Origin of the sequence: Leifsonia sp. ZF2019, assembly GCF_019924635.1 — a bacterium.
GTDB lineage: Bacteria > Actinomycetota > Actinomycetes > Actinomycetales > Microbacteriaceae > Leifsonia.
Map to the genome: position 1 here is coordinate 890,265 of NZ_CP065037.1, position 25,068 is coordinate 915,332.

The window sequence follows — 25,068 nt, forward strand, 5'->3', positions numbered from 1 at the left end:
TTTGGGCCGGTGCGTGGCGCGGCCGCTAGACCGGCTCGGGGTTCGAGACGGCCGGGGCGACACGGGCGCCCTCGACCGGCGCCGCCCAGCGGACGCCGTTCGCGAGCACACGCCGCACCTGGGGGTGGAAGTACACCGGGTACTCCTGGTCGCCGGGGGAGAAGTAGAAGATCTTGCCGCGCCCGCGCGTGAAGGTCACACCCGAACGGAACACCTCCCCGCCGGTGAACGAGCTGATGAACACCAGGTCGTCCGGCGTCGGGATGTCGAAGAACTCGCCGTACATCTCCTGCGCCTCGATCACGATCGGCTGGTCGACGCCCGCCGCGATGGGGTGGGTCGGATTCACGTTCCACACCAGCTCGCGCTCGCCGCCCTCGGGGTTGCGCCAGCGCAGGGAGCACGTGGTGCCGAGCATGCGGATGAAGATCTTCGAGAAGTGACCGGAGTGCAGGACGATCAGCCCCATGCCGCCGAGCACGTGCTCGCGGACCCGCTCCACGACCTCATCGGAGACCTGATCGTGCGCGATGTGGCCCCACCAGAGCAGCACGTCGGTCTCGCCGAGCACGGCTTCGCTCAGCCCGTGCTCCGGGTCGGCGAGGGTCGCCGTGCGCACGGTGACCTCCTCGCCGAGCAGCTCGCGCAGGCCCGCGGCGATCGCGCCGTGGATGCCGTCCGGGTAGAGGGCGGCGATCTCGGGCTGGGTCGTCTCGTGGACGCCCTCGTTCCAGACGGTGACGCGGAGTGCGGACACGCTCAGGCTCCCTTCGGTGCGGTGGCGGAGGTGGTGGTGGCGTCGACGGGCTCGTCGGCACCCTGAGTGGACGGCTGCAGCCGGACCTCGGCCCCGCGCTGCGCCGACTCGTATGCGGCGTCGATCACGCGGGCGCGGTCGAGGGCCAGTGAGCCGTCCCAGTGCGCCCAGTTCGCCTCGTCGGCGACATGCTCGAGGAACGTCTCGACGACGGCGATGTGGCCCCGGCCGGGATCGGCCGCCACCCGCACATCCGCCGTCTCCTCACCCTCGCCGGTGAAGATCGTCAGCTCTCCGGCGGGTGCGTAGTCGACCACCCGCAGATCGGCCCCGCCCTCGGTGCCGTACAGCGTGATGCCGAACTCGTCTCCGGCGGGCCGGTACGCCGCCCAGCTGGTCTCGAGGACGATCGAGCCGCCGCCCTCGAGTCGCAGGAGCAGGCTGGCGAGATCCTCCACCTCGTAGGCCGAGCCCACGTGCTGCTTGGCCCCGGCCGAGCCGCCCCGCCCGCGGATGCCGAGTTCGGAGTGGGTCACGGCGGACACGGTGGTGACGACCGGCTCGCCGAAGAGGTGCAGCGCGTAGTCGAGCACGTGCACGCCGATGTCGATCAGGGGGCCGCCGCCGGCCATCTCGCGGTTGGTGAACCAGCTGCCGAGCGCCGGGATGCCCGCTCGCCGCAGCCAGATGGCGCGCGCGTGGTACGGGCGCCCGATCTGGCCGTCGTCGATGGCCGCCTTGAGCGCCTCGATGTCGCCCCGGCGGCGGTGGTTGAAGGCGACCTCGAGCACGCGTCCGGCCCGGTGGGCGGCGTCCACCATGTCCTGGGCCTCGGCGGCCGTGCGCGCGATGGGCTTCTCGCTGAGCACGTGGATGCCGGCGTCGAGGGCGCCGACCGCGATGGGGGCGTGCAGGAAGGTCGGCACGGCCACGCTCACGACGTCGAGACCCCCGTCGGCGACGAGCTCCTTCCAGTCGCGGTAGCGGCGCCCGACACCGTACTTCTCGCCGAGCTCGTCGCGCGGGCCGTCTTCCATGCCCGCGATGGCCACGAGTTCGACGCCCGGCAGCGTCGCGTACGCGTCCATGTGCTGCTGCCCGGCCCAGCCCAGGCCGATGACTCCGGCGCGCAGTGGGCGTCCGGCGCCGGTGCCGGAGGAGGAGGATGCGATGGTCACGAGATTCCTTTCGAAGAGTCGAATCGATTCGATGTTCATGAAGAAGGGAGGGGAACCCGACGGGTCAGCGCGCGGGAGTGCGCGCCGCCCCGGAGCCGGGGTCCAGCACGTGCTGGATCACCATGATCGCCGCGCCGATCACGCCGCCGGTCCCACCGGAACGGGACTCGGTGATCGTGAGGTGCTGCGTGGCCAGCGGCGTCGACCGCTGGTAGACGACCTCCCGCACTCCGGCGAGCAACTGCTCGCCGACGCGGGAGAGACCTCCGCCGACGATGACCATCGACGGGTTCAGGAGGTTCACGCAGGTCGCGACGACCTCGCCGAGATCGCGCCCCGCCTGACGGATGGCCTGCTGCACGACGGGGTTGCCGGTGCGGGCGAGGTCGACCACGTCGTCCGTCGTCTCGGCGGGGATGCCCACCGCGGAGAGGGCGCGAGCGATGGCCGGTCCGCTCGCGAGCGCCTCCAGGTCCGCGTCCTGTGCGCCGTGGCTCGGGGTGTCCGCGCCGAACGGCACGCGGACATGGCCGAGGTCGCCGGCGGAGCCCTGCGCGCCGCGCTGCAGGCGACCCCCGCTGATGAGGCCGGCGCCGATTCCGGTCGCGACCTTCACGAACAGGAGATCGGTCTGCTCCGGCCAGACCCGGGCGTGCTCGCCGAGGGCGAGGAGGTTCACGTCGTTGTCGACGAGCACGGGGACGTCGAAGACGCGCTGCACGTGGGCGGGGATGTCGAAGCGGTCCCAGCCCGGCATGATCGGGGGGTTCACGGGCAGCCCCGTCGAATGCTCCACCGGCCCGGGCACGCCGATGCCGACACCGACCAGGTCGTCCGCCGGCCGTCCGCTTGCGCGATACAGGCGGCGCGCGCTCTGCAGCGCCCAGTCGAGCACCGCCTCGGGACCGTCGGCGATGCGCAGGCGCTGCGAGTCGCTCGCGAGGATGTCCCCCGCGAGGTCGGCCAGGGCGACGACGCCGTGCGTGGCGCCGAGATCGATCGCGACGACGACGCGCGAGGCGGGGTTGAATCGCACGCGGGACGGCGGGCGCCCTCCGGTCGAGACGTCGTCGCCCGCCGGGGCGATGAGGCCCGACGCGGTGAGGGCGTCGATCCGCACGGCGACGGTCGATCGGGCCAGGCCGGTGAGCTCGGCGAGCTGCGCGCGTGTACGCGGGACGCCGTCGCGCAGGATCGCCAGCAGGTCGGCGGCGTCCGTGGCGACCAGTCCCGTGTCGCGCGCGGTGTCGGTCATGCGGTCATTGAACCACACGTGTCGGCATCCGTCCAAAGATAGCCAAGGACCGTATGACTTTTGATTGACATCCGACAGAAGTCTCGATTGAATGGAGCCACCGCCGTCCGGCGGCCACCCATCCGCACCACCACTCGACGAGGAGCACTGTGTCGACGTCAAAACTCTCCGTGCAGCTCTATACGGTCCGTGAGCTGCTGACCGAGGACACGGTCGGCACACTGCGCCGCATCGCGGACATCGGATTCACGCAGGTCGAGCCGTTCGCCTTCCTGTCCTTCGGCGACACCCTCCGCGAGGGCCTCGCCGAGGCGGGCCTGACGGCCCCCACCACCCACCAGGGCTTCATCGGCGGCGACCTCGACGAGGTCTTCTCCGCCGCCCAGGCGCTCGGCATCCAGACGGTCATCGACCCCTACGTCGCGCCCGAGCGCTGGCAGTCGGCGGAGGACGTCGCCGCGATCGCCGAGCAGCTCAACGACGCCGCCGCCGTGGCCGCCCGCTACGGCGTCCGCGTCGGCTACCACAACCACGCGCACGAGCTCGAGAGCACCGTCGAGGGCACCACCGCCCTCCAGTTCTTCGCCGGCAAGCTGGCGCCGGAGGTCGTGCTGGAGGTCGACACCTACTGGGTGGCGGTCGGCGGGCACGATCCGCTGACGCTCCTCCCCGCGCTCGGCGACCGCGTCGTCGCCCTCCACATCAAGGACGGCCCCGGCACCACGGAGACCAAGGACCAGGTGGCCGTCGGCCAGGGCTCGCTCCCGATCGCCGACATCATCGCCGCCGCTCCGGATGCGCTCCGCGTCGTGGAGCTCGACGACTCGCGCGGCGATCGCTTCCAGGCCGTCGCCGACAGCTACGCCTTCCTCACCGAGAAGGGCCTCGCGTGAGCGCCGGGCGCGTGGGTGTCGGCGTCATCGGCGCGGGCGTCATCAGCAACCAGTACCTCGAGAACCTGACGGCGTTCCCGGACCTCGAGGTCCGGTTCGTCGCCGACATCGACCAGGAGCGCGCCCGCGCCCAGGCCGAGAAGTACGGCGTCCCGGGCGCCGGGTCCGTCGAGGAGCTCCTGGCCGACGACGGCATCGAGATCGTGGTCAACCTCACCATCCCCAAGGTGCACGTCGAGGTGGCGCTGCAGGCGCTCGCCGCGGGCAAGCACGTGTGGAGCGAGAAGCCGTTCGCGCTCGACCGCGCCAGCGGCACCGAGCTCCTGGAGGCCGCGCACGCCGCCGGACTCCGCGTCGCGACCGCGCCGGACACCTTCCTCGGCGCGGGAATCCAGTCGGCTCGCCGCCTCATCGAGAGCGGCCGCATCGGCGCGCCCCTCACGGCGCTGACGCTCATGCAGTCGCCCGGCCCGGAGTCGTGGCATCCCAACCCCGACTTCCTATTCCAGGAGGGCGCCGGCCCGCTGTTCGACATCGGCCCGTACTATCTGACGGCCCTCGTGCAGCTCTTCGGTCCGGTCGCGCGGGTGACGGCGGTCGCCTCCAAGTCGCGGGAGACGCGCATCATCGGCTCGGGCCCGCGCGCCGGCGAGGAGTTCGCGGTGACGGTGCCCACCCACGTGAGCGCGCTGTATCAGTTCGAGAGCGGTCAGACGGCGCAGGCCATCTTCAGCTTCGACTCGAAGCTCGGTCGCACGCTGTTCGAGGTCGCGGGCGCCGACGGGACCGTCGAGGTCCCCGACCCCAACACCTTCGAGGGCGAGCTGCGTGTCCACGGCGCCGACGGCCAGGAGTCGGTCGCGTCGACCGGGTCGACCTCCAGCCGAGGCACCGGCGTCGTCGAGCTGGCGCGGGCCATCCGCGCCGGAGTGCCCGAGCGGGCCTCGGGCGAGCAGGCCTACCATGTGCTCGACGTGATGGTCTCGACGATCGAGGCCGGCGAGTCCGGCTTGCCGGTCGAGGTCGCGAGCACCGTGCAGGTGGCTCCGGCCCTCCCGGAGGACTGGGACCCGCGAGCGGCGACCCTGGCGTAGGCGGCACGATGAGCGAGAGTGCGAGTGGGCGCGAGTCGGCGGCCGGCGACGCGACACAGGGCGGACTGACCCGCCGCGACGGCAGCAGGGCGGGGGAGCGCCTCCGGGTCGCGATCGTGGGCGGCGGCTTCATGGCCGAGGTCCACAGCCGAGCTGCCCGGGCGTCGCGTGCCGAGCTGGCCGGGATCGTGTCGTCGACGGCTGAGAAGTCGGCGGCGGCGGCGGAGCGCCTGGGCATCGCGCGTGCCTACGGCTCGCTCGACGAGCTGCTCGCCGACGACACCGTCGACGTCGTCCACGTGACCACGCCGAACGCGCTGCACGCCAAGCAGGCCGGTGCCGTGCTGGCCGCGGGCAAGCACGTGATCTGCGAGAAGCCGCTCGCCACGACGACGGCCGACGCCGAGGAGCTGGTGCGCGCGGCCGAGGGCCGGGTGGCCACGGTGCCGTTCATCTACCGGTTCCATCCGATGGTCAGGGAGGCGCGCCACCGCTTCGCGTCGGGCCAGGCCGGGCGCGTGCTCAGCATCAACGCCTCCTACCTGCAGGACTGGCTCCTCGGAGCGGGCGACGACAACTGGCGGGTCGACTCCGCCCAGGGCGGCCGCTCGCGCGCCTTCGCCGACATCGGATCGCACCTCGTCGACCTCGTCGAGTTCGTCTCGGGCGACCGCGTCTCGCGGGTCTCCGCGACGAAGCGCACAGTATTCGCCGAACGGGCGTCGCACTCCGCCATCACGACCGAGGACGCCGTGGCCGTGGTGGTCGAGACCGAGGGCGGCGCGCTCGGCACCCTGCTGGTGTCGCAGGTCGCCCCGGGTCGCAAGAACCGGCTCTGGCTCGAGATCGCGGGCACCGCCGAGAGTGTGGCGTTCGACCAGGAGCAGCCGGAGACGCTCTGGGTGGGCCGCCGGGCCGGCAGCCTCCTGGTCCCGCGCGACGCCGATCAGCTGAGCGCCGACGCGGCCCGGCTCTGCGTCGTCCCCTCTGGGCACCCGCAGGGTTACCAGGACGCGTTCAACGCGTTCGTGGCCGACAGCTACGCGGCCGTCGCGGGGGAGGAGCCGGACGGGCTCCCGCGCTTCACCGACGGCCTGCGCGCCGTGCGGATCACCGACGCCGTGCTCGACTCCGCCGAGTCGGGTACCTGGATCGAGATGGGATAGGGATCGATGACCGATCAGAACACGACTGCACAGCGTGAACCGGCACAGGCGGGGCACACGCACCCGGTCACGCTGTTCACGGGCCAGTGGGCCGACCTGACGCTGGAGGAGGTGGCGAAGCTCGCCTCCGAGTGGGGCTACGACGGCCTCGAGATCGCGGCGTCGGGGGAGCACCTGGATGTGTGGCGGGCGGCGGAGGACGACGCGTACCTCCAGGGCCGCCTCGACATCCTGGACCGGTACGGCCTGAAGGTGTGGGCGATCTCCAACCACCTCAAGGGCCAGGCCGTGTGCGACGACCCGATCGACTTCCGTCACCAGGCGATCGTCGGCTCGAAGGTGTGGGGCGACGGCGACCCGGAGGGGGTGCGCCGGCGCGCCGCGGAGGAGCTGAAGCTGACCGCGAAGGTCGCCCGCAAGCTGGGCGTGGACACGGTCGTGGGGTTCACCGGCTCGAAGATCTGGCCGTACGTCGCGCAGTTCCCGCCGGTTCCCGCGTCCGTGATCGACGCCGGGTATCAGGACTTCGCCGACCGCTGGAACCCCATCCTCGACGTGTTCGACGGCGAAGGCGTGCGGTTCGCCCACGAGGTGCACCCGTCCGAGATCGCCTACGACTACTGGTCGTCGGTCCGGTCGCTGGAGGCCATCGACCACCGGACGGCGTTCGGCTTCAACTGGGATCCGTCGCACATGATGTGGCAGGACATCGACCCGGTCGGCTTCATCGTCGACTTCCAGGACCGGATCTACCACGTGGACTGCAAGGACACGCGCCTGCGCCCCCGCAACGGCCGTGCCGGCGTGCTGGGTTCGCACCTGCCGTGGGGCGACCCGCGCCGCGGCTGGGACTTCGTCTCGACCGGGCACGGCGACGTGCCGTGGGAGGACTCCTTCCGCGCCCTCGAATCCATCGGCTACACCGGTCCGATCTCGATCGAGTGGGAGGACGCCGGCATGGACCGGCTGCACGGTGCGAAGGAGGCCGTCGGCTACATCCGCTCGCTGCTGTGGACGACGCCCACCGCGTCCTTCGACGCCGCGTTCAGCAATCAGGACTGACGCACCGCCGCGCTGCGGCGTCACCCCGGATGGCTAGGCTCGATCCGTGAGCACGGAGAGCACCATCCGGGGTGAGGACTGGTACGGACGCGACCTCGACGGCGTCGAGTACACCGATGTCGAGTTCGTGGATGTCGACATGACGGAGCTGAGCTCCTCGGGAGCGACCTTCACGGGCTGCACGTTCCGTTCGGTGCGCTTCAACGTGAGCGAGCATACGGACTCGGCGTTCGTGAACTGCACCTTCCACGGCTGCAACTTCTTCGACTCCACGTTCCGCCGGTGCAAGCTCACCGGCAGCACCTTCGACGCGTGCGAGTTCGCGCTGCTGAAGGTGGAGGGCGGCAACTGGGCGTTCGTGGACCTGGGGCGCGCCGACCTCGGCGGCGCCGGCTTCCGCGGCGTGCGTCTGCGGGAGGCCGACCTCAGCCGTGTGCGCGCCGTCGAGGCGCGGTTCGACGGCTGCGATCTCTCTGCCGCGACCCTCACCGGTGCGGACTTCTCCGCGGCCTCCCTGGTCGGGAGCGACCTCACGGGCGTCGACCCGGCCGAGGTCTCGTTCCGGGGCGCGACCATCGACGAGCGTCAGGCCGTCGTCTTCGCCGAGGCCCTCGGCATGCACGTCGTCCCCACCCCCGAGCGCTGAGACTCCCCTCGACATTCGTGCCGAATGTCGACTCCACCGCCGCCAGAGCCGACATTCGGCACGAATCGCGCGTGGGGTCAGGCGACCTCTTTGACCTGGCCGTGCTTGATGTGGAGGCGGCGCTGGGCGCGCTTTGCGACGGCGCTGTCGTGGGTCACGATGACGAGGGTGAGGCCGCGGTCGCGCCAGAGGCCCTCCAGCACGTCCATGATCTCGTCGCGGGTCTCCTCGTCGAGGTTTCCCGTGGGCTCGTCGGCGAGGAGCACCTCCGGGTTCTTCACCAGGGCGCGGGCGATCGCGACGCGCTGCTGCTGACCGCCCGAGAGTTCTGACGGCAGGTGCGTGCCGCGGTCGCCGAGCCCGACGGAGGCGAGGGCCTCCGCGGCGCGACGCTTGCGCTCGTCCCCGCTGATCTTGAGCGGGGCCAGCGCGGTCTCCACGTTCTCCTGCGCCGTCAGCGTCGGGATGAGGTTGAACCCCTGGAAGACGAAACCGATCTCGCTCGCGCGGATGCCGGCCAGCTTGCCGTCGCCCAGCTTCGAGAGGCTCGACGAGCCGAGCTCCACCGACCCGGAGGTGGGGCGGTCGAGGGCGCCGAGCATCTGCAGCAGCGTCGACTTGCCGCCGCCGGTCGGCCCCTGGATGGCGACCAGCTGGCCGTCCGGGATGTCGAGGGTGACGTCCTTGAGGGCGACGACCTCCCGCTTGGACTGCGTGTACTTCTTGGTGACGTTCGTGAGGGTGTACATGGCTGCTCCTTGAGGCGGTGGGTTCAGGCGACCGAGCGGAGGGCGGCTGCGGGACGGAGACGGGAGGCGCGCCACCCGCCGATCGCGCCGGCGAGCAGGCCGCCGAGCACGGCCAGGCCCACGGCTCCGAGGATGATCCACAGGGTGACGGGCGCGTGGAGGGCGATCTCCGTCGTGGAGGCCGCGGCGCGGCGGACGCCCTCGAATCCGCCGCCACCGCCGAATCCGCCGCCTGCACCGCCGAATCCGCCGCCGGGCGCGTTGGTCGCCGCCGTGCCGACCGCGCCGGTCCCGCGGCCCGCCGCGTCGGCGAAGCCCGACCGCGAACTGACGCTGCCGGTGAGCGTGGGTGAGACCAGGTTGACGATGAAGACGCCGATCAGGCCGACCGCGACGCCGATGATGCCGCCGATGACGCCCTGCACGACGGACTCGCCCGCGACCTGTCCGACGATGCGCCGGTTGGACCAGCCGATCGCCTTGAGCGTGCCGAACTCGCGGGTGCGCCGGGTGACGCCGGAGATGGTGAACAGGATGGCGATCAGGAACGCCGCCGCGAGCACGATCAGCGAGAGCCAGGTGCCGAGGTTGGCGATGAGCTGCCCCGCGCTGCCCAGCGAGCCGGACACGTCGGAGGCGAGGTCGGCCTCGGTGCTCACGGTCGCGCTCGGGAGGGCCTTGGTCAGGTCGGTCTTGATCTGCGAGATGTCGCTCGACGACGCCGCGGTCACGTAGACCGAAGAGATCTTGCCGGCCTGACCGGACAGGGTCTGCGCGACGTCGAGGGGGATGTAGGCGTTCGAGGCGGTGGTGGAGTCGGAGCCGGTGGCTGCGACGATCCCGATGACGCTGAAGTCCGTCCCGCCGATCGTGAGGCTGTCCCCGACGGTCTTGCTGGCGGTCTTCGCGTACGCCGAGTCGAGCACGACGACATCCTTGCCGGCGTCGGCCTTCGTGAAGGTGCGGCCGGAGGTCAGGGTGACAGAGGCGAGCGGTCCGACGGACTTCCCCGCGGGGTCGAGGCCGAGCACGGTGAAGGAGTCGACGTTGAACGAGCTGCCGCCCGCGCCGTCCGCCCCGCCGGTGGGTGCCGGGTTCGGCACCTCGCCGCCGCCGGTCCCGCCCGTGCCGCCGGACTCACGCTCCTGGCGCAGTTGCTGGAAGTCGGGGAGGGTTCCGCTGAAGCTGGTGTTGGTGAGCGACAGAACGGCCGCGGCCGCCGACACGTTCTGCACCTTCTTCACCGTGGCGAGCGTGGTGTCCGCCATGACGGTGGCGCCGCGTGCGGGCTCGAGTCGCGACGTGTTGACGCTGCGGCTGCCGCCCGCGTCCGTCCCGGCGTTCGCGCCGAAGTCGAAGCGGCCGCCGCCCGCCTCGGGGGTGCCGCTGCCCACGGTGGCGGGCTGGCTGACCGTGATGTCGGTGCCGACGCCGTAGACGGACTGCAGCACGCTGGCCTGCGCGTCCTTGACTCCGGCCGAGACCGCGTTCACGAGGATGACGAGCGCGATCGCGAGGGCCATGCCGATCGCGATGATGACCGTCTGCTTGCGACGGCCGAGGAGTTCCCGTCGCAGATACGTCCCGAACATGTGGCTTCCAAACTTGGCTGGGGGCTTGTGCTGACGGGGGGACGCTAGGGCCGGGTCCTTTCGACGGCGTAGGCCCCGCCTATGTTTTCGCTGAACACGGGTCGCTCGACGCTCACAGACTCTCCATAGGTTTCGCATAGCCACCGCGAAGAGGTCTCCACATAATGGAGAAGGTGACCATCAACGCCCGCGCCGCCTCCAGCGCCTCCAGCCAGCCTCGTACCCTTCTGCGCCGCGCCGACGGCAGCTCGATCCGCGTGCTCGTCGTCGACGACGAGTCCACGCTGACCGATCTGCTCGCCATGGCGCTGCACTACGAGGATTGGGACGTGCGCACGGCGGCCACCGGCCAGCAGGCGCTGCAGCTCTCGCGCGAGTTCAAGCCGGACGTCGTGGTGCTCGACATCATGCTGCCCGACATCGACGGGATGCAGGTGCTCTCACGGATGCGTGCCGACGGCAACGAGGCGCCCGTGCTCTTCCTCACGGCGAAGGACTCCCTGGACGACCGCATCGCCGGCCTGACCGCCGGCGGCGACGACTACGTGACGAAGCCGTTCAGCCTGGAGGAGCTGGTGGCGCGTCTGCGGGGGCTGCTGCGCCGGTCGCGCGCGGCGGTGGCGGATCAGGACGACCCGGTGCTGATCGTCGGTGACCTGGTGCTCGACGAGGACAGCTACGAGGTGCACCGCGACGGCGAGCTCATCCAGCTCACGGCGACCGAGTTCGAGCTGCTCCGATTCCTCATGCGCAACCCGCGCCGCGTGCTCAGCAAGGCGCAGATCCTCGACCGCGTCTGGAGCTACGACTTCGGCGGCTCCAGCAGCGTGGTCGAGCTCTACATCTCCTACCTCCGCAAGAAGGTCGATGCCGGCCGCCCCGCGATGATCCACACGGTCCGTGGCGCCGGCTACATGGTGAAGGCTGCGCAATGACCACTGCCCGCACCGCGGGCGCACCGGCACCCCACGGCGGGACCAGCTGGACCCAGCGCATCCGCCCCTTCCGTTCCTGGACGCTGCGCAGCCGTGTCGTGCTCGCCGTCGTGGCGATGCTCGCCGTGCTCGGTGCGGTCATCGGGACGGTGAGCGTGCTGGCGCTGCAGAGCTACCTCGTCGGACGACTGGACGCGCAGCTCATCTCCTCGTTGAACCGGGGGCAGCAGCGGGCGAACTCGTTGTTCGGCGAAGGCCCGACCACTCCCCAGGTGACCCAGGTGGTGGCGGCCCCCGGACAGCAGACGGAGACGTTCGGCGTCGTCCGCAACGGCCAGAACCTTCTGTACCCGGTCATCCTGGCCGACCGGCCGCCGCAGGGGTCGCCCGATCAGTCCGCCGCCCCGCAGACGGTCGACATCGACAGACAGGCGCTGCTCAAGCTTCCGGCGGACGGGACGCCGCGGACGATCACTCTCGGACCGGCGGTCGGCGACTACCGGGTGGCGGCCGTCCCCCTCGACAACGGCGACAGCGTCATCATCGGCCTCCCGCTCACCTCGGTGAACGCGACAGTGGCCCAGCTCACGCTCGTCATCGTGCTGGTCACGCTGGCGGGGCTGATCTTCGCCTTCCTGCTGGCGAGCTCCATCGTGCGCCTCGCCATGAAGCCCCTCGAGCGTGTCACCGGCACGGCCGAGCAGGTGGCGAACATGCCCCTCGACCGCGGAGACGTCGCGCTCTCGGTGCGCGTCCCCGACGAGGACACCGATACGCACACCGAGGTCGGCAAGGTGGGCTCCGCCCTCAACCGGATGCTCGGCCACGTCGCCTCCGCCCTGACCGCCCGCCAGGCGAGCGAGCAGAAGGTGCGCCAGTTCGTCGCTGACGCGAGCCACGAGCTGCGCACGCCACTCGCCTCGATCCGTGGCTACGCCGAGCTGACCCGGCGTGCCCCGCACGAGCTGCCGCCCGATGTGACGCGCTCGCTCGGGCGCATCGAGTCGGAGGCCACCCGCATGACCTCCCTCGTGGAGGACCTCCTGCTGCTCGCCCGCCTCGATGAAGGACGGGAACTCGACCGCGACCCGGTGGACCTCTCCCTGCTGCTCATCGACGCCCTCAGCGACGCGCACGCGGCCGGGCCCGACCACCGCTGGCGGATCGTGGTGCCGGAGGCTCCCGTCGAGGTGGTAGGGGATGCGCCGCGACTCCACCAGGTCGTGATGAACCTGCTGGCCAACGCGCGTGTGCACACGCCGGAGGGCACCGTGGTCACGGTGACGCTCGACGTCGACGCGGACGCCGACCGGGCGATCGTGACCGTGGAGGACGACGGCCCCGGCATCCCGGAGGAGCTCCAGTCCACACTGTTCGAGCGCTTCGCACGCGGTGACAGCTCCCGCAACCGTGCGACGGGGTCCACGGGGCTGGGCCTCGCGATCGTGCAGGCGGTGGTCGAGGCCCACGGCGGCGACGTGTCGGTGCGCAGCGAGCCGGGCGCCACGGCCTTCACCGTGAGCCTGCCGCTCGTGGAGGGTGCGGGCCATGCGACCGCGCCCGAGCCGATGCTCGAGCCGGAGGAGATCGACACGGACGACGCCGACACGGCCCCGCACGAGGCTAAGGCCACCGAAGCCGCCGACACCTCGGACGCCGCCGACACCGCCGAGACGGGCCGGGAGTGACCGGGCGCGCGACGATCGCGGCGACGCCGTACGGGCCGGCCTCCGCGCCCCCGCTGGTCTTCTTCCGCGGTCTGCCGGCGGCGCCGCACGCCCCGCGTGGCGTCGACGCGGCCACCGAGCGCCTCACTCTGCGTGGCACCCAGGGGCATCGGGTGCACGCGCTGGGGCGGCCGGGCGCGCTTCCCGACGGGGCGGACATGGCCGAGATCGCCGACCTCTACGGGCGGGCGCTCCGCCGCCGGTTCGCCGCCCCCGTGCCGGTGCTGGCGACGTCCACCGGGGCGAGCATCGCCCTGCAGCTCGCGGCCGACCATCCCGAGCTCGTGAGCGCGCTGGTGGTCGTCTCGGGCGCCGGCCGGCTCGGCGACGAGGGGAGGCTGCTCCAGCGGCGCTACGCCGACCAGCTGGAGGCCGGCGACCGTCGCGCCGACACCGAGCTCGCGCTGGCCACGCTCGACTTCCTCGGCGCGGGGCCGATCCTGCGAACGGTGGCGCCGCTCCTTCCGGTGCCGGAGGCCCTGGAGACGCTCGTCCCGCTGGTGCGCGCCGAGGACGGCTACGACATGCTCGGCCGCGCACACCGCATCAGCGCGCCCACGCTCTTCCTCTGCGGCGATCACGACGCGTTCTATCCGCCCGAGGTGGTCTACGAGACCGCTCGCCGCATCCCGCACGCCCGCGTGGTGCTGCACAGGCGCTGCGCCCACGGGGAGGTCGTGCTGCGGCCGGGGCACGGTGCCGCGGTGCGCGGGTTTCTGCACCGGCACCGGGTGCGCTGACCGCGATTTGCGCGATCCGGTGCGGGTCGCGTACCCTGGCTGAAGCCAAAGACCGCTGGTCCGCGTGTTCGCACGCAGAGAAGATCCACTCAGGTGGGCGCCCGCGCAGGTGTATGAAGCAAGATTCGCAGGTTTCTGCAACCCTCTCGCTCCGTGCCTCTGCGCCGGAGCTTTTTTCTTGCCCGCGGTCGAGGCGCACATCGCTCCCGCGGTGTGCGACGAAGAAGATTGAGAGGTAGGCCATGGCGAACAAGGAAGCCACGGTTGCCGAGCTCGAGAACCTGTTCACGAGCTCGACCGCCGTTCTGCTGACCGAGTACCGCGGTCTCACTGTCGCTCAGCTCAAGGAGCTGCGCACGTCGATCAGTGAGCACGCGACGTACGCCGTGGTGAAGAACACGCTGACCAAGATCGCGGCGAACAACGCCGGCATCTCGTCGTTCGACGACGAGCTCGCCGGTCCGTCCGCGATCGCATTCGTGCACGGTGACCCGGTCGCCGTCGCGAAGGCGCTGCGTGCCTTCACCAAGGCGAACCCTCTGCTGGTGGTCAAGGGCGGTTACTTCGACGGTAACCCGCTCACCGCCGAAGAGGTAGGCAAGCTCGCCGACCTCGAGTCCCGTGAGGTTCTGCTGGCCAAGCTGGCCGGCGCCTTCAAGGCCTCGCTGTTCGGAGCCGCATATCTGTTCAACGCACCGCTGTCGCAGGCCGTTCGCACGGTCGACGCGCTGCGTGAGAAGCAGGAGTCCGCTGCGTAAGTCCCCCGCCCCGGCCCTGGCCGGACGGAGACCCGCACGCGGTGAGTAACCAACACACACTAAGGAGAAAATCATGGCAAAGCTGTCGACTGACGAGCTGCTCGAGGCGTTCAAGGAGCTCACCCTGATCGAGCTCAGCGAGTTCGTGAAGAAGTTCGAGGAGACCTTCGAGGTCACCGCCGCCGCCCCCGTCGCGGTCGCCGCCCCGGCTGCCGGTGGCGCCGGCGCCGCTGCCGAAGAGGTCGAGGAGAAGGACTCCTTCGACGTCGTCCTCGAGGCCGCCGGTGACAAGAAGATCCAGGTCATCAAGGAGGTGCGCGCCCTCACCAGCCTCGGCCTCGGTGAGGCGAAGGCTCTCGTCGACGGTGCGCCCAGCACCGTTCTCGAGGGTGCCAACAAGGAGACCGCTGAGAAGGCGAAGGCCCAGCTCGAAGAGGCTGGCGCCACCATCACCCTGAAGTAAGTCGCGCCCCATCGGGGCTCTTCTACTCGCAGGCTGATAGACGCTGCACGACGCGGACTCCTCTCACGAGAGTATCCGCGTTGTGGAGGGCGTCGCCCCCACTCCGGGGCGACGCCCTCCGTGCGTTAACGGCGCGCGGACGCGGATGCTCATCCATCACCAGAGCGTCCGATCGCGCCTGCCTGCGTGCATCGCTGTGCAAGGACGCACAACCATGAGGAAGAACCACGATGAGCACATCGCTGTGGCGCAGCTGCGCCGACTACCTGCGCGGTCTCGGGGCCGCGCTCCTGCACGGTGAGGACGGTGACACCGCCTCCCACCCGCCGGATCTCTGCCGCAGGACCCTGCTGTACGACCGGTACCTGCGGTAACCCGATGAGCGAAGCGCCCCCGGCCATCACGGCCGGGGGCGCTTCTGCGTGCGGCGCGGGCGTCAGGCGGCCAGCGGTGCCCGCCCGCGCAGCAGGGCGGTGTGCACCGAGAGCCGTCCCGGTCCGGTCAGCGCGAGCGCCACGGCGGCGCACGCGATCAGCAGCGGCAGCTCGAAGCCGCCGTCGGTGGCGAAGTAGCCCGCACCGGCGTGCGCCGTGAAGACCGCGCCGAGCATCGCGGCGGCGGCCAGCAGGCCGGCCACCCGTGTACCGATGCCGAGGACGATGAGGCTGCCACCGATCAGCTCGATGGCTGCGACGGCCGGGGCGACCACCTCGGGCAGCGGGATGCCCATCCCCGCGAACGACCCGGCCACACCCGGCAGGGTGAAGACGAGCAGCTTCTGCAGGCCGTGGGCCACCAGGGTGCCGCCGACCGCGAACCGCAGGAGCAGCAGTCCGAGGTCGAGGGTGGCGGGGCGGGATGTCGAGCGAGCGCTCATGGGATTCCTCCGTCGATCGGTTGTCGTGGGTCGCGTCGGGTTCCGCATCGCCCACCCTCCCAGCGCGTCCTGGCCCTCTCGTGCGGAAGCCCTCCGAATCGCCGGGGAACGGCGCGTCGGGTGAACCGCCGGGCGCCACGTCTCGTGTGCTCGCCCACGGGTTGGGGGAGAATGCGGTGATGAGCGAGACCGCCGACACCGCCGCGACCCGCGCCGCCTACGACGTCGTCGCCCGGTCCTACGCCGACCTGCTCCGCGACGACCTGCGGACGAACGTGTTCGACAGGGCCGCGCTCGCGGCGTTCGCCGAGCAGATCGACGCGGACGGAGGGGGAGCGGTGGCCGACCTCGGCTGCGGTCCCGGCCGGATCGCCGGGCACCTCGCGGATCGGGGACTCGACATCTCGGGTGTCGACCTGTCACCCGGGATGGTGGAGGTCGCCCGCCGCGAGCACCCGGACCTGACCTTCGCCGTCGGCTCCATGCTCGACCTGCCGTTCGCCGACGCCGGACTCGCAGGTGCTCTCGCCTGGTATTCGATCATCCACATCGCTCAGGACGAGCAGGACGCGCTCTTCCGCGAGTTCGCGCGAGTCGTGCGCCCGGGCGGGCGTCTGCTGCTGGCCTTCCAGGTGAGCGCGGCCGGCGACGAGGACGTGGTGCATCTGACGCGCGCGTACGGGCACGACATCGATCTGCGCACCCGGCGCCAGTCGGTCGGCCGGGTCCGCGAGCGGCTGGCCGTCGCCGGGTTCTCCGTGGTGGCCGAGCTCGTCCGCGAGCCGGTCGCCCCGGAGAAGTCCCGGCAGGCGTACGTCTTCGCTCAGCGGACGACCGTCTCGGCGTCGCCCGCATCGTCCGCCTCCTGAGCAGGGACTCCGGAGCTCCGCGCGGCGGCCTCCTCGGCCGAGTACAGCCGCACACGATCGCGGACGAGGCGCCAGCCGAGGACGAGCAGGGGGATGACGACGACGACCGCCGCGCCCACCGTCAGCGTTCCGGTCGGCCAGTCGAGGAGCATGAGCAGGGCGATGACGCCGAGGAACGCGAGGGCGGCGTAACCGGACCACGGCGACCACGGCATCCGGAACGGAGGGCGCTCGTCTTCGCCGCGAAGAGCCCTCCGGTGCAGCTCGAGCTGGCACAGCACGATGACCGCCCAGGCGACCAGCAGGCCGACGGAGGTCAGGTTGATGCCGATCTCGAAGGCGTGATCGGGCACGAAGACGTTGAGCACGATCCCGATCAGGGCGACCGCGCCGGTGATGACGATGCCGCCGTAGGGGACTCCCGCGCGGTTCACGCGGGCCGCGAAGGCGGGAGCCGCACCGCGCAGCGCGAGCGAGCGGGCGACCCGGCCGGTCGAGTAGAAGCCCGCGTTGAGCGAGGAGAGCGCAGCGGTGAGCACGACCAGGTTCATCACGACGTCCGCACCCTCCACACCGATGGAGGAGAAGAAGGTGACGAACGGACTCTCGCCCGCCGAGTAGGCGGAGGAGGGGAGCAGCAGGGAGAGCAGCAGCACGGACCCGACGTAGAAGAGGGCGATGCGGAGGATGACCGAGTTGATCGCGCGCGGCATCGTGCGCTCGGGGTTCGCCGTCTCGCCCGCCGCGGTGCCGATGAGCTCGATCGCTCCGTACGCGAAGACAACGCCCTGCACGACGAGCACGAGCGGCAGGAGGCCGTTCGGGAAGAGCCCGCCCTCGTCCGCGAGGAGCGCGAATCCGGGAGTGCGGCCGGCGACGGGCGTTCCGAGCACCACGAAGAGCGTGCCGACCACGAGGAAGACGACCAGCGCGGCGACTTTGATCAGTGCGAACCAGAACTCCAGCTCGCCGAAGACCTTGACCGACAGCAGGTTCAGGGCGAAGACCGTCACGAGTGCGCAGAGCGCCCAGACCCCCTGCGGGACCTCGGCGAAGAACGGCAGGTAGGTTCCGAAGAACCGCAGGTAGACCGCGACCGCGGTGGCGTCGACGACACCGATCATCGCCCAGTACATCCAGTAGGTCCAGCCCATGACGAAGCCGGCCTTCTCGCCGAGGAACTCGCGGGCGTAGCTGACGAACGAGCCGGAGTCGGGTCGGCGCAGCACCAGCTCGCCGAGGGCGCGGAGGATCAGGAACGCCACCAGCCCGCACACCGCGTACGCGATGACCAGGGAGGGCCCGGCCGCCGCGAGACGGCCGCCGGCGCCGAGGAACAGGCCGGTTCCGATCGCCCCGCCGATGGCGATCATCTGGATGTGCCGCGGCTTGAGCGTCCGCCGGTACGCTGCGGACGGGTTCGTTCGGGTGTCGAGAGAGGGAGTGCTTCGTCGCATGCTCCGATTGAAGCACCCCGGATGGTGTATATCACCAGCTTGCATTGATTGCATTGCGGTCAGGGGTTGATTTATATAGGCGAGCTATATAAAATGGACGGCATGTCCGAGAACCGCACCGAAGAACTGCGGCGCACACTGGGCGACCTGGTCGTCGCCAGCCACCGCCTCGCCCGCCTCGCCGCCCAGGTCACCGGGAGCACCGAGTCACCCGCGGTCTGGCGCACGCTGAGCGTGCTGCGGGCTTCCGGTCCGTTGCGCCTCGGTGAGCTCGCCTCGCACAGCCGGGTCTCGCAGCCCACGATGACCAAGCTCGTCCGCACGCTGGTGGAGTCCGAGTGGGTCAAGCGCATCGCCGACACCGACGACGCCCGCGCCTGGCAGATCGCGCTCACCCCGAAGGGGGCGGACGCCCTCCTGGCCTGGCGCGACGAGCTCTCGGCCGCGCTGGTTCCGATGTTCGCCGATCTCAGCGACGACGAGCTCGCCGCCATGCGCTGCACTGTCGAGATCATCGGCTCGCGCGTTGACCTCTCGACCGCGGCCTCCGCCGCCCTCGCCGGCGCCCGCTAGCGGCCCGCACCCGTACCTCACCCCGACCCACCAGGAGCACACACCCCCTCATGTCGCACGACAAGCCGGACAACATCCTCAAGCAGCCCACCGCCGTCTGGGCCGTGGCCTTCGCCTCCGTCATCGCCTTCATGGGCATCGGACTCGTCGACCCGATCCTCCCGGCGATCGCCACGAGCCTGAAGGCCACGCCCACCGAGACGGAGATGCTCTTCACGAGCTACCTGCTCATCACGGGCGTCGCGATGTTCTTCACGAGCTGGATCTCGAGCAGGATCGGGGCCAAGCGGACCCTCCTGATCGGGCTCGCGCTCATCGTCGTCTTCGCGCTCGCCGCCGGGCTGTCGCAGAACGTGGAGTCCATCATCGGGTTCCGTGCCGGCTGGGGGCTCGGGAACGCGCTCTTCATCTCGACGGCCCTCGCGACCATCGTCGGTGCGGCATCGGGCGGCACCTCGTCCGCGATCATCCTGTACGAGGCGGCTCTGGGTCTCGGCATCGCGATCGGACCCCTGCTCGGCGGTCTGCTCGGCAGCTGGAGCTGGCGCGGGCCGTTCTTCGGCACGGCCACCCTCATGGCGATCGGCTTCATCGCCATCGTGGCCATGCTCACGAAGAACCCTGAGAAGCCCGTCCCCACGAAGCTCTCGGCGCCGTTCCGCGCGCTGGCCCGCCCGGCCCTCGGCTTCCTCGCCGCCGCGGCGCTGTTCTACAACATCGGCTTCTTCGTGCTCCTGGCCTACACTCCCTTCGCCCTCGTGCCGCTCGGCGTCGCGGACGCGATCACGCTCGGCCTGATCTTCTTCGGCTGGGGCGTCTCGCTCGCGGTCACGTCGGTGTGGGTCGCGCCGCTGCTGACCTCCCGCCTCCCGCGCACCCGCGTGCTCTGGATCGTGATGCCGCTCCTGGCGATCGATCTGCTCGCTGCCGGTCTCTTCATCTCCTCGCTGGCGGCGCTGATCGTCTGCGTGATCATCGGCGGCCTGCTCCTCGGCATCCTGAACACCGTGCTCACCGAGTGCGTGATGGAGGCCACGGACCTGCCGCGCTCCGTCGCATCGAGCGCGTACTCGGGCGTGCGGTTCCTCGGCGGGGCGATCGCCCCGCCCGCAGCGACGCTGCTGGCCGACACCATCAGCCCGGCCACCCCGTTCTTCGCGGGCGCCGTCTCGGTGCTCATCGCCGTCGCGCTCATCATGATCGGCCACACACACCTGCGCCGGGTCGACGCTCCCCAGGAATCCGCGCAGCAGGAGGCCGAGGTGCTGTCGCTCGCCGACGCAGACTGACGCGGGCAACCGGTTTCCGGCACCGGCGGCGCCCTCCCGATGAAAGGGAGTTCCGCGGTGGCGGGACCGGTCTCCTCGCCCCGGAATTACGAAGGGCCGCCCTGTCCTAGTCAGGGCGGCCCTTCTCGCGTCGAGAGCTAGGAAGCCCGTCGCGAACAGCCACTGCACACTCGATCGTGCCTACCCGAAAGGCGCGATCCGCGGCAGCGGTGCAGGAACATTCTTTCAGATGAGGACGGGTGCTCAGTACACGCCGCGCGGGGGAGCCGTGGAGGTGCGCACGACGAGTTCGACGGAGGACCGCACCGACCGGGAGCGCGGCTCGGAGCCGGCGAGCTCGTCCAGCAGGATGCGGGCCGCGACGGAGCCTTGCTCGAACGGGCTCTGCGCCATGGTGGTCAGCCCGAACGAGGCGGAGAAGTCGTGGTCGTCGATGCCGATCACGGACAGATCCCCCGGCACGCTGAGACCGTGGTCGCCGGCGGCGAGGATCGCCCCGAACGCCATCTCGTCCGAACCGGCGAACACCGCGGTCGGTCGCGGACCCGGCCGGTCGAGCAGCCGGTTCATGGCCGCCCTGGCCTCCGGGAGCGCGAAGCCGCCGGGGATGATCCAGTCCTGCCGCACGGGCAGTCCTGCCGCGCGCATCGCGGTCGTGAAGCCGCGGAGCCGGCCGGCGGGCACCTGGCTGTTGAGACCCTCCTCGTCCTCGCCGCCGAGGTGCGCGATCTCGGTGTGCCCGAGGTCGATCAGGTGCTCGGTCGCGCGTCTCGCCGTGGAGCGTTCGTCGATTCCGACGCTCCTGAGCCCCTTGACGGGGCCGCCCACGACGATCGTCGGATGGCCGAGGGAGGCCAGCTGCTCGCGCTCCTCCACGGTGAAGTCGAGGCAGAGCGCGAGCAGGGCGTCCGTGCGCTTGCGGAGAATGCTGCGATGGAACACGCGCTCACGGTCGCCGCGATGGCCGCCGAGGTTGAACAGGATCATGTCGTAGCTGGCGGCGCGCAGCTCGGCGTCCACCCCCTCCAGCACCTGCGTGTAGAACCACCGGCTCACCGACGGGACGACGACGCCGAGGGCGAGGGTGCGGCCGCTGGCCAGACCCGATGCGCTGGACGACGCGACATAGCCGAGCTCGTCCGCCGCCCGGCGCACTGCGGCGCGGGTCGTATCGGAGACGTTGGGGAGGCCGCGGAGCGCCCGTGAGACCGTCGCCGTCGAGACGCCGGTCGCGCGCGCCACCTCCTCGATCCCCGGCATCCGCATGGTCGCCCGCTCAGAGGTTCTCGGAGGCGGCCTGCTCCTCGCGCGCTCGCAGGCGCGCCGCGATGATGCGGCGACGCGCCTGCCAGAGCGCCACGAAGAGCAGCACGAGGACCAGCGTGATCAGCGCCCACACCAGCGCCGGCTGGCCGGTCAGCTCGCAGACCAGCGTGATGACGAAGAACGCGACCGCGAAGAAGCCGACGAAGCCGATGCCGACGTCGACGGCCTCCCGCGGATCGCTCCAGCGCATCTGCTCAGCCCTTCACTCCGCCGGCGGTGAGTCCTGCGACGATCCGGCGCTGGAAGATCAGCACGAGGATGATGAGCGGGACGGTCACGATCGTACCGGCGGCCATGACGGCGGTGTAGGGCTCCTGGTGGGGCTGGCTGCCGGTGAACGACGCGATCGCGACGGTGACCGGCTGGGTGGCGTCCGAGGACAGCTGGCTCGAGATGAGGAACTCGTTCCAGGAGGAGATGAACGCCAGGATCGCGGTGGTGAAGACCGCGGGAGCGGCCAGCGGCAGGATGATCTTGCGGAACGCCTGCGCCTGCGTGCATCCGTCGATGCGGGCGGCCTCCTCCAGGTCCCACGGCATCTCGCGGAAGAACGAGGTGAGCGTGTAGACCGTCAGCGGCAGGGCGAAGGAGATCTGCGGGATGATCAGCGCCTGGTAGGTGCCCATCCAGCCGATCGACGTGAACAGCTGGAACAGCGGCGTGATGAGCGCGACACCGGGGAACATCGAGGCGGCCAGGATGATGCCGAGCACGATGCCCTTGAACCGGAAGTCCAGGCGGGCCAGGGCGTAGGAGGCGAAGATGCCGAACACCAGGGATACGACGGTGACGCAGACGCCGATGATCAGCGAGTTCAGGAGCGCCTGGCCGAGGTGGTTGCCCAGGTTCGTGGAGAACGCGGTCACGTAGTTGTCCCACGTGAAGTGCGTGAACCACGGGGTCGTGTCGAACGTGTAGCCGACATCCCGGAACGAGGTCACGACCATCCAGTAGAACGGGAGCAGACACCACAGCACGATCACGATCGCCTGCACACCGGTGCGGACACCGGCATTGCGACGACGGGCTGCGCCCTTTCGCTTGGTCTGGGTTCGGGGGAGGGCGTTCGCCTCGGCGGTGGCGGCGGCGGGGCCGGCGACTGCGGTCATTCCTTCGCTCCCTTCTGCTGGGCTTCCTGCGTTCTCACGACGTTCGTGCCGAGAAGTCGCACGAAGATGAACGCGACCAGGAAGATGATGATGAACGTGATGGTGGAGAGGGCGGCCGCGCTGTTGAAGCCCTGCCTGATCTGATCGATCACCAGGATCGACAAGGTCGTGGTGGCATGGCCCGTCCCTCCTCCACCTCCGGTGAGGATCGCCGGCAGGTCGTAGATGCGGAGTGCGTCGAGCACGCGGAACAGGATGGCGACCATGAGCGCCGGCTTCAGCAGCGGCATCGTGACCCGCCAGAAGCGCTGCCAGGTCGACGCGCCGTCCATCTTGGCCGCCTCGTAGACCTCCTCGGGGATCAGCTGCAGACCGGCGAGGATGAGGAGCGCCATGAACGGCGTGGTCTTCCAGGTGTCGGCGATGATGACCGCGAACCGGGACGCCCACTCGTCGCTGGTCCACAGGATGTGCGCACCGAGGATGGCGTTGGCGATGCCGGCGACCGAGAAGATGAAGAACCACAGCTTCGCGGTGACGGCGGTCGGGATGGCCCACGGCACCAGGATGGCCGCGCGGACGAAGCCGCGGCCGCGGAAGGCGCGGTTCATGATGAGAGCGAACCAGAGGCCGAGGATGGTCTCGAGGATCACGGTGGTCACGGTGAAGAAGAACGTGACGAAGACCGCGTTCCAGAAGGTCGAGCCGAGGTTGCCGGGCGGGCAGGCGATGGTGGAGCCGTCGGTTCCCATGCACTGCTGGAACAGCCAGTGCGCGTAGTTCTGGAAGCCGGCGAAGCCGCCCTGGACGAACAGGCCGGTCGCGGGATCGAGGCCGGCGTCCTTCTGGAAGGACATGACGATGGCGCTCACCACCGGGTAGCCGATGACGACGGCCAGGAGGATGAGTGTCGGGATGATCAGGTAGAGGGCCCAGCGGCTCTGCTGACGCCTGTTCTGCTTGATCCCGGCCCGGACCGGTGGTTTGCCGCCTGTTGTGGTGGATGAGGGGGCGACGACGTTCGACGCTGACATGTGTGCCTCCGGTGACGTGGCAGAAGAGTGTGGGACCGGGCGGCGGGAGGGGTCCCGCCGCCCGGTGACCGGGAGACCGGCCGGGTCAGCCCTGGCTGGCGGTCTGGATCGCCGAGGCCATGTCCTTCAGGGCCTGGTCGACGCTCTTGTCCCCCTTGAGGGCGGCGTAGGAGTTGTCCTGAACGGCCTTGGTGATGGCCGGGTAGAACGGCGACACGGGACGCGGCACCGCGTTCTCGATCGACGTCTTCAGGGTGGACAGGTACGGCAGCTGGGTGTTCAGGTCCGCGTCGTCGTAGAGCGAGGACAGCACCGGTGCGAGCGAACCCTGGGTGACGAAGAACTTCTGCGTCTCTTCCGACTGCAGGAACTTCAGGAACTCGAACGCGGTGGCCTTGTGCTTGGAGTACACGCTGATCGCGGCGTTGTGACCGCCGAGGCTGGAGACGCCCGGCTTGCCGTCACTGACTCCCGGCAGCGGCGCGATCCCGAAGGTGTCCTTCACCGTCGAGGACCCGTCGGTCTTGGCCAGGTTGTACACGTACGGCCAGTTGCGCAGGAACAGCAGCTTGCCGGCCTCGAACGCCTGCCGGCCCTGCTCCTCCTGGTACGTGATGGCCTCGGCCGGGATCTGGCCGTTCTTGAAGCCGTCCACCAGCCGGGTCAGGCCCGCGTTGGCCTCCTTCGAGTCCACCGTGACCGTCTTGCCGTCCTCGCCGACGATGGTGCCGCCGTTGGTGTTGATTGCCTCGGCGACGTTCACCGTGAGGCCCTCGTACTGGGCGAACTGACCGGCGTAGCAGCCGATGCCCTTCGCCTTGGCGATGTCGCAGTCCTTGAGCATCTCATCCCAGGTCTTCGGCGGGGACTGGACGAGGTCCTTGCGGTAGTACAGGATGCCGCCGTCGGAGGTCTGCGGGGCCGCGTACTGGGTGCCGTTGTAGGTGCCCGACTTCACCGTCGGGGCAAGCAGGGCCGAGTTGTCCATCTTGAAGTCCCCGGTCAGCGGCTGCAGCCAGCCCTTCGCGGCGAACTCACCCGTCCACACCACGTCGACGTCGACGATGTCGTAGTTGGAGTCCTTCGCCTGGAAGTGCTGCACCAGGTCGTCGTGCTGCTGATCCGCCTGATCGGTCTGCTCCTTGAACGTGACCTTCTCGTCGGGGTGCGCGGCGTTCCACTTCTCGATCAGGGGGCGGACCACATTCGAGTTGTCCTTGCCCTGCACGTAGGTGATCGGACCCTTGCCCGTGAGGTTCTGGCTGGCGTCGCCGCCGCCGCTGCCCCCCGATCCGCCACCTGTGCATCCGGCCAGTGCGAGGCCGACCAGGGCGACTCCCGCGACCACGGAGAGACGTGCTGCTTTCATTTCACTCCTCGTTGAGCTCTTGGTGCAGGCGCAGGTGCGCCCGCGGTCACGGTACTCCCGGCGTGCGCGGTTATGCAAGCGTTTACGTCAAGCGCTTGCATCACGGTTCCATCACGGCAGTCGACCCCTGGGCGGGGGTCAGTGTCGCGC

Annotated in this window: 26 protein-coding genes; 14 read left to right on the plus strand and 12 right to left on the minus strand. The window is 70.3% G+C overall.

Annotation, left to right across the window (positions count from 1 at the left end; genetic code table 11):
- Window positions 1–25: 25 nt before the first annotated feature.
- From IT072_RS04550 to IT072_RS04560, 3 genes are all read right to left on the minus strand, one after another.
- Window positions 26–763, minus strand: a complete 738-nt coding sequence (locus tag IT072_RS04550; RefSeq protein ID WP_223360896.1) for a ThuA domain-containing protein — start codon at window positions 761–763, stop codon at window positions 26–28.
- A complete protein-coding gene (locus IT072_RS04555) occupies window positions 760–1,845 on the minus strand; it encodes a Gfo/Idh/MocA family protein (RefSeq protein ID WP_263282072.1) in 1,086 nt (361 codons plus the stop codon). Before IT072_RS04555 ends, IT072_RS04550 begins: the two co-directional genes overlap by 4 nt.
- A gap of 154 nt (window positions 1,846–1,999) precedes the next feature.
- A complete protein-coding gene (locus IT072_RS04560; protein WP_223359727.1) occupies window positions 2,000–3,190 on the minus strand; it encodes an ROK family transcriptional regulator in 1,191 nt (396 codons plus the stop codon).
- Window positions 3,191–3,360: 170 nt separating this feature from the next.
- On the opposite strand from IT072_RS04560, the gene IT072_RS04565 reads away from it, so the two are divergent.
- Genes IT072_RS04565 through IT072_RS04585 form a run of 5 tightly spaced genes read left to right on the plus strand, consistent with a single transcriptional unit; the run spans window position 3,361 to window position 8,051 of the window.
- Window positions 3,361–4,083: a sugar phosphate isomerase/epimerase family protein gene (locus tag IT072_RS04565; protein WP_223360897.1), complete on the plus strand. Its 723-nt coding sequence runs from the start codon at window positions 3,361–3,363 to the stop codon at window positions 4,081–4,083.
- Entirely contained in the window at window positions 4,080–5,177 is a 1,098-nt protein-coding gene (locus IT072_RS04570; protein WP_223359729.1) for a Gfo/Idh/MocA family protein, read from the plus strand. The genes IT072_RS04565 and IT072_RS04570 overlap by 4 nt, the downstream gene beginning before the upstream one ends.
- Window positions 5,178–5,185: 8 nt before the next feature.
- Entirely contained in the window at window positions 5,186–6,343 is a 1,158-nt protein-coding gene (locus tag IT072_RS04575; RefSeq protein WP_223359731.1) for a Gfo/Idh/MocA family protein, read from the plus strand.
- Window positions 6,344–6,349: 6 nt separating this feature from the next.
- On the plus strand, window positions 6,350–7,405 hold the full coding sequence (locus IT072_RS04580; RefSeq protein ID WP_223359733.1) for a sugar phosphate isomerase/epimerase family protein: 1,056 nt from the start codon (window positions 6,350–6,352) through the stop codon (window positions 7,403–7,405).
- A gap of 46 nt (window positions 7,406–7,451) precedes the next feature.
- A complete protein-coding gene (locus IT072_RS04585) occupies window positions 7,452–8,051 on the plus strand; it encodes a pentapeptide repeat-containing protein (RefSeq protein ID WP_223359735.1) in 600 nt (199 codons plus the stop codon).
- A gap of 77 nt (window positions 8,052–8,128) precedes the next feature.
- Here the strand turns inward: IT072_RS04585 and IT072_RS04590 are convergent, their stop codons facing one another.
- Window positions 8,129–8,800 carry an ABC transporter ATP-binding protein gene (locus IT072_RS04590; protein ID WP_223359736.1) on the minus strand — a complete coding sequence of 224 codons (672 nt, stop codon included), beginning with the start codon at window positions 8,798–8,800 and terminating at the stop codon, window positions 8,129–8,131.
- A 23-nt stretch (window positions 8,801–8,823) separates the two neighbouring features.
- A complete protein-coding gene (locus IT072_RS04595; RefSeq protein WP_223359738.1) occupies window positions 8,824–10,392 on the minus strand; it encodes an ABC transporter permease in 1,569 nt (522 codons plus the stop codon).
- Between the two features lie 164 nt (window positions 10,393–10,556).
- Here IT072_RS04595 and IT072_RS04600 point away from each other — a divergent pair, with 164 nt between their 5' ends.
- From IT072_RS04600 to IT072_RS04625, 6 genes are all read left to right on the plus strand, one after another.
- Window positions 10,557–11,327 carry a response regulator transcription factor gene (locus tag IT072_RS04600; RefSeq protein ID WP_327058937.1) on the plus strand — a complete coding sequence of 257 codons (771 nt, stop codon included), beginning with the start codon at window positions 10,557–10,559 and terminating at the stop codon, window positions 11,325–11,327.
- Window positions 11,324–13,015 (plus strand): sensor histidine kinase, encoded by a 1,692-nt coding sequence (locus tag IT072_RS04605; RefSeq protein ID WP_223359739.1) that lies wholly within the window; start codon window positions 11,324–11,326, stop codon window positions 13,013–13,015. Before IT072_RS04600 ends, IT072_RS04605 begins: the two co-directional genes overlap by 4 nt.
- A complete protein-coding gene (locus tag IT072_RS04610; protein WP_223359740.1) occupies window positions 13,012–13,794 on the plus strand; it encodes an alpha/beta fold hydrolase in 783 nt (260 codons plus the stop codon). The genes IT072_RS04605 and IT072_RS04610 overlap by 4 nt, the downstream gene beginning before the upstream one ends.
- A 242-nt stretch (window positions 13,795–14,036) precedes the next feature.
- Window positions 14,037–14,552: a 50S ribosomal protein L10 gene (rplJ, locus tag IT072_RS04615; protein WP_223359741.1), complete on the plus strand. Its 516-nt coding sequence runs from the start codon at window positions 14,037–14,039 to the stop codon at window positions 14,550–14,552.
- Window positions 14,553–14,625: 73 nt separating this feature from the next.
- Complete coding sequence (gene rplL / locus IT072_RS04620; RefSeq protein WP_223359743.1) at window positions 14,626–15,015, plus strand: 50S ribosomal protein L7/L12; 390 nt, start codon at window positions 14,626–14,628, stop codon at window positions 15,013–15,015.
- 230 nt (window positions 15,016–15,245) lie between these two features.
- Window positions 15,246–15,389, plus strand: coding sequence for a hypothetical protein (locus IT072_RS04625; RefSeq protein WP_223359745.1), 144 nt, complete (start codon window positions 15,246–15,248; stop codon window positions 15,387–15,389).
- A 62-nt stretch (window positions 15,390–15,451) separates the two neighbouring features.
- On the opposite strand, the gene IT072_RS04630 is transcribed toward IT072_RS04625, so the two are convergent.
- Window positions 15,452–15,892 carry a DoxX family protein gene (locus IT072_RS04630; protein ID WP_223359747.1) on the minus strand — a complete coding sequence of 147 codons (441 nt, stop codon included), beginning with the start codon at window positions 15,890–15,892 and terminating at the stop codon, window positions 15,452–15,454.
- A gap of 179 nt (window positions 15,893–16,071) precedes the next feature.
- On the opposite strand from IT072_RS04630, the gene IT072_RS04635 reads away from it, so the two are divergent.
- Complete coding sequence (locus tag IT072_RS04635) at window positions 16,072–16,761, plus strand: class I SAM-dependent DNA methyltransferase (protein ID WP_223359748.1); 690 nt, start codon at window positions 16,072–16,074, stop codon at window positions 16,759–16,761.
- On the opposite strand, the gene IT072_RS04640 is transcribed toward IT072_RS04635, so the two are convergent.
- On the minus strand, window positions 16,716–18,218 hold the full coding sequence (locus IT072_RS04640; RefSeq protein WP_223359750.1) for an amino acid permease: 1,503 nt from the start codon (window positions 18,216–18,218) through the stop codon (window positions 16,716–16,718). The genes IT072_RS04635 and IT072_RS04640 overlap by 46 nt on opposite strands.
- Window positions 18,219–18,320: 102 nt before the next feature.
- On the opposite strand from IT072_RS04640, the gene IT072_RS04645 reads away from it, so the two are divergent.
- Both IT072_RS04645 and IT072_RS04650 read left to right on the plus strand, forming a co-directional pair.
- Entirely contained in the window at window positions 18,321–18,791 is a 471-nt protein-coding gene (locus IT072_RS04645) for a MarR family winged helix-turn-helix transcriptional regulator (RefSeq protein ID WP_223359752.1), read from the plus strand.
- Between the two features lie 50 nt (window positions 18,792–18,841).
- A complete protein-coding gene (locus tag IT072_RS04650) occupies window positions 18,842–20,080 on the plus strand; it encodes an MFS transporter (RefSeq protein ID WP_223359753.1) in 1,239 nt (412 codons plus the stop codon).
- Window positions 20,081–20,323: 243 nt separating this feature from the next.
- On the opposite strand, the gene IT072_RS04655 is transcribed toward IT072_RS04650, so the two are convergent.
- From IT072_RS04655 to IT072_RS04675, 5 genes are all read right to left on the minus strand, one after another.
- Window positions 20,324–21,340 (minus strand): LacI family DNA-binding transcriptional regulator, encoded by a 1,017-nt coding sequence (locus IT072_RS04655; RefSeq protein WP_223360899.1) that lies wholly within the window; start codon window positions 21,338–21,340, stop codon window positions 20,324–20,326.
- A 16-nt stretch (window positions 21,341–21,356) separates the two neighbouring features.
- Window positions 21,357–21,596, minus strand: coding sequence for a hypothetical protein (locus IT072_RS04660; protein ID WP_223359754.1), 240 nt, complete (start codon window positions 21,594–21,596; stop codon window positions 21,357–21,359).
- Window positions 21,597–21,600: 4 nt separating this feature from the next.
- Window positions 21,601–22,515, minus strand: a complete 915-nt coding sequence (locus IT072_RS04665) for a carbohydrate ABC transporter permease (RefSeq protein ID WP_223359755.1) — start codon at window positions 22,513–22,515, stop codon at window positions 21,601–21,603.
- Window positions 22,512–23,549: a carbohydrate ABC transporter permease gene (locus IT072_RS04670; RefSeq protein WP_223359756.1), complete on the minus strand. Its 1,038-nt coding sequence runs from the start codon at window positions 23,547–23,549 to the stop codon at window positions 22,512–22,514. The genes IT072_RS04665 and IT072_RS04670 overlap by 4 nt, the downstream gene beginning before the upstream one ends.
- An 85-nt stretch (window positions 23,550–23,634) precedes the next feature.
- Complete coding sequence (locus IT072_RS04675) at window positions 23,635–24,918, minus strand: ABC transporter substrate-binding protein (protein WP_223359757.1); 1,284 nt, start codon at window positions 24,916–24,918, stop codon at window positions 23,635–23,637.
- Between the last annotated feature and the right edge of the window lie 150 nt (window positions 24,919–25,068).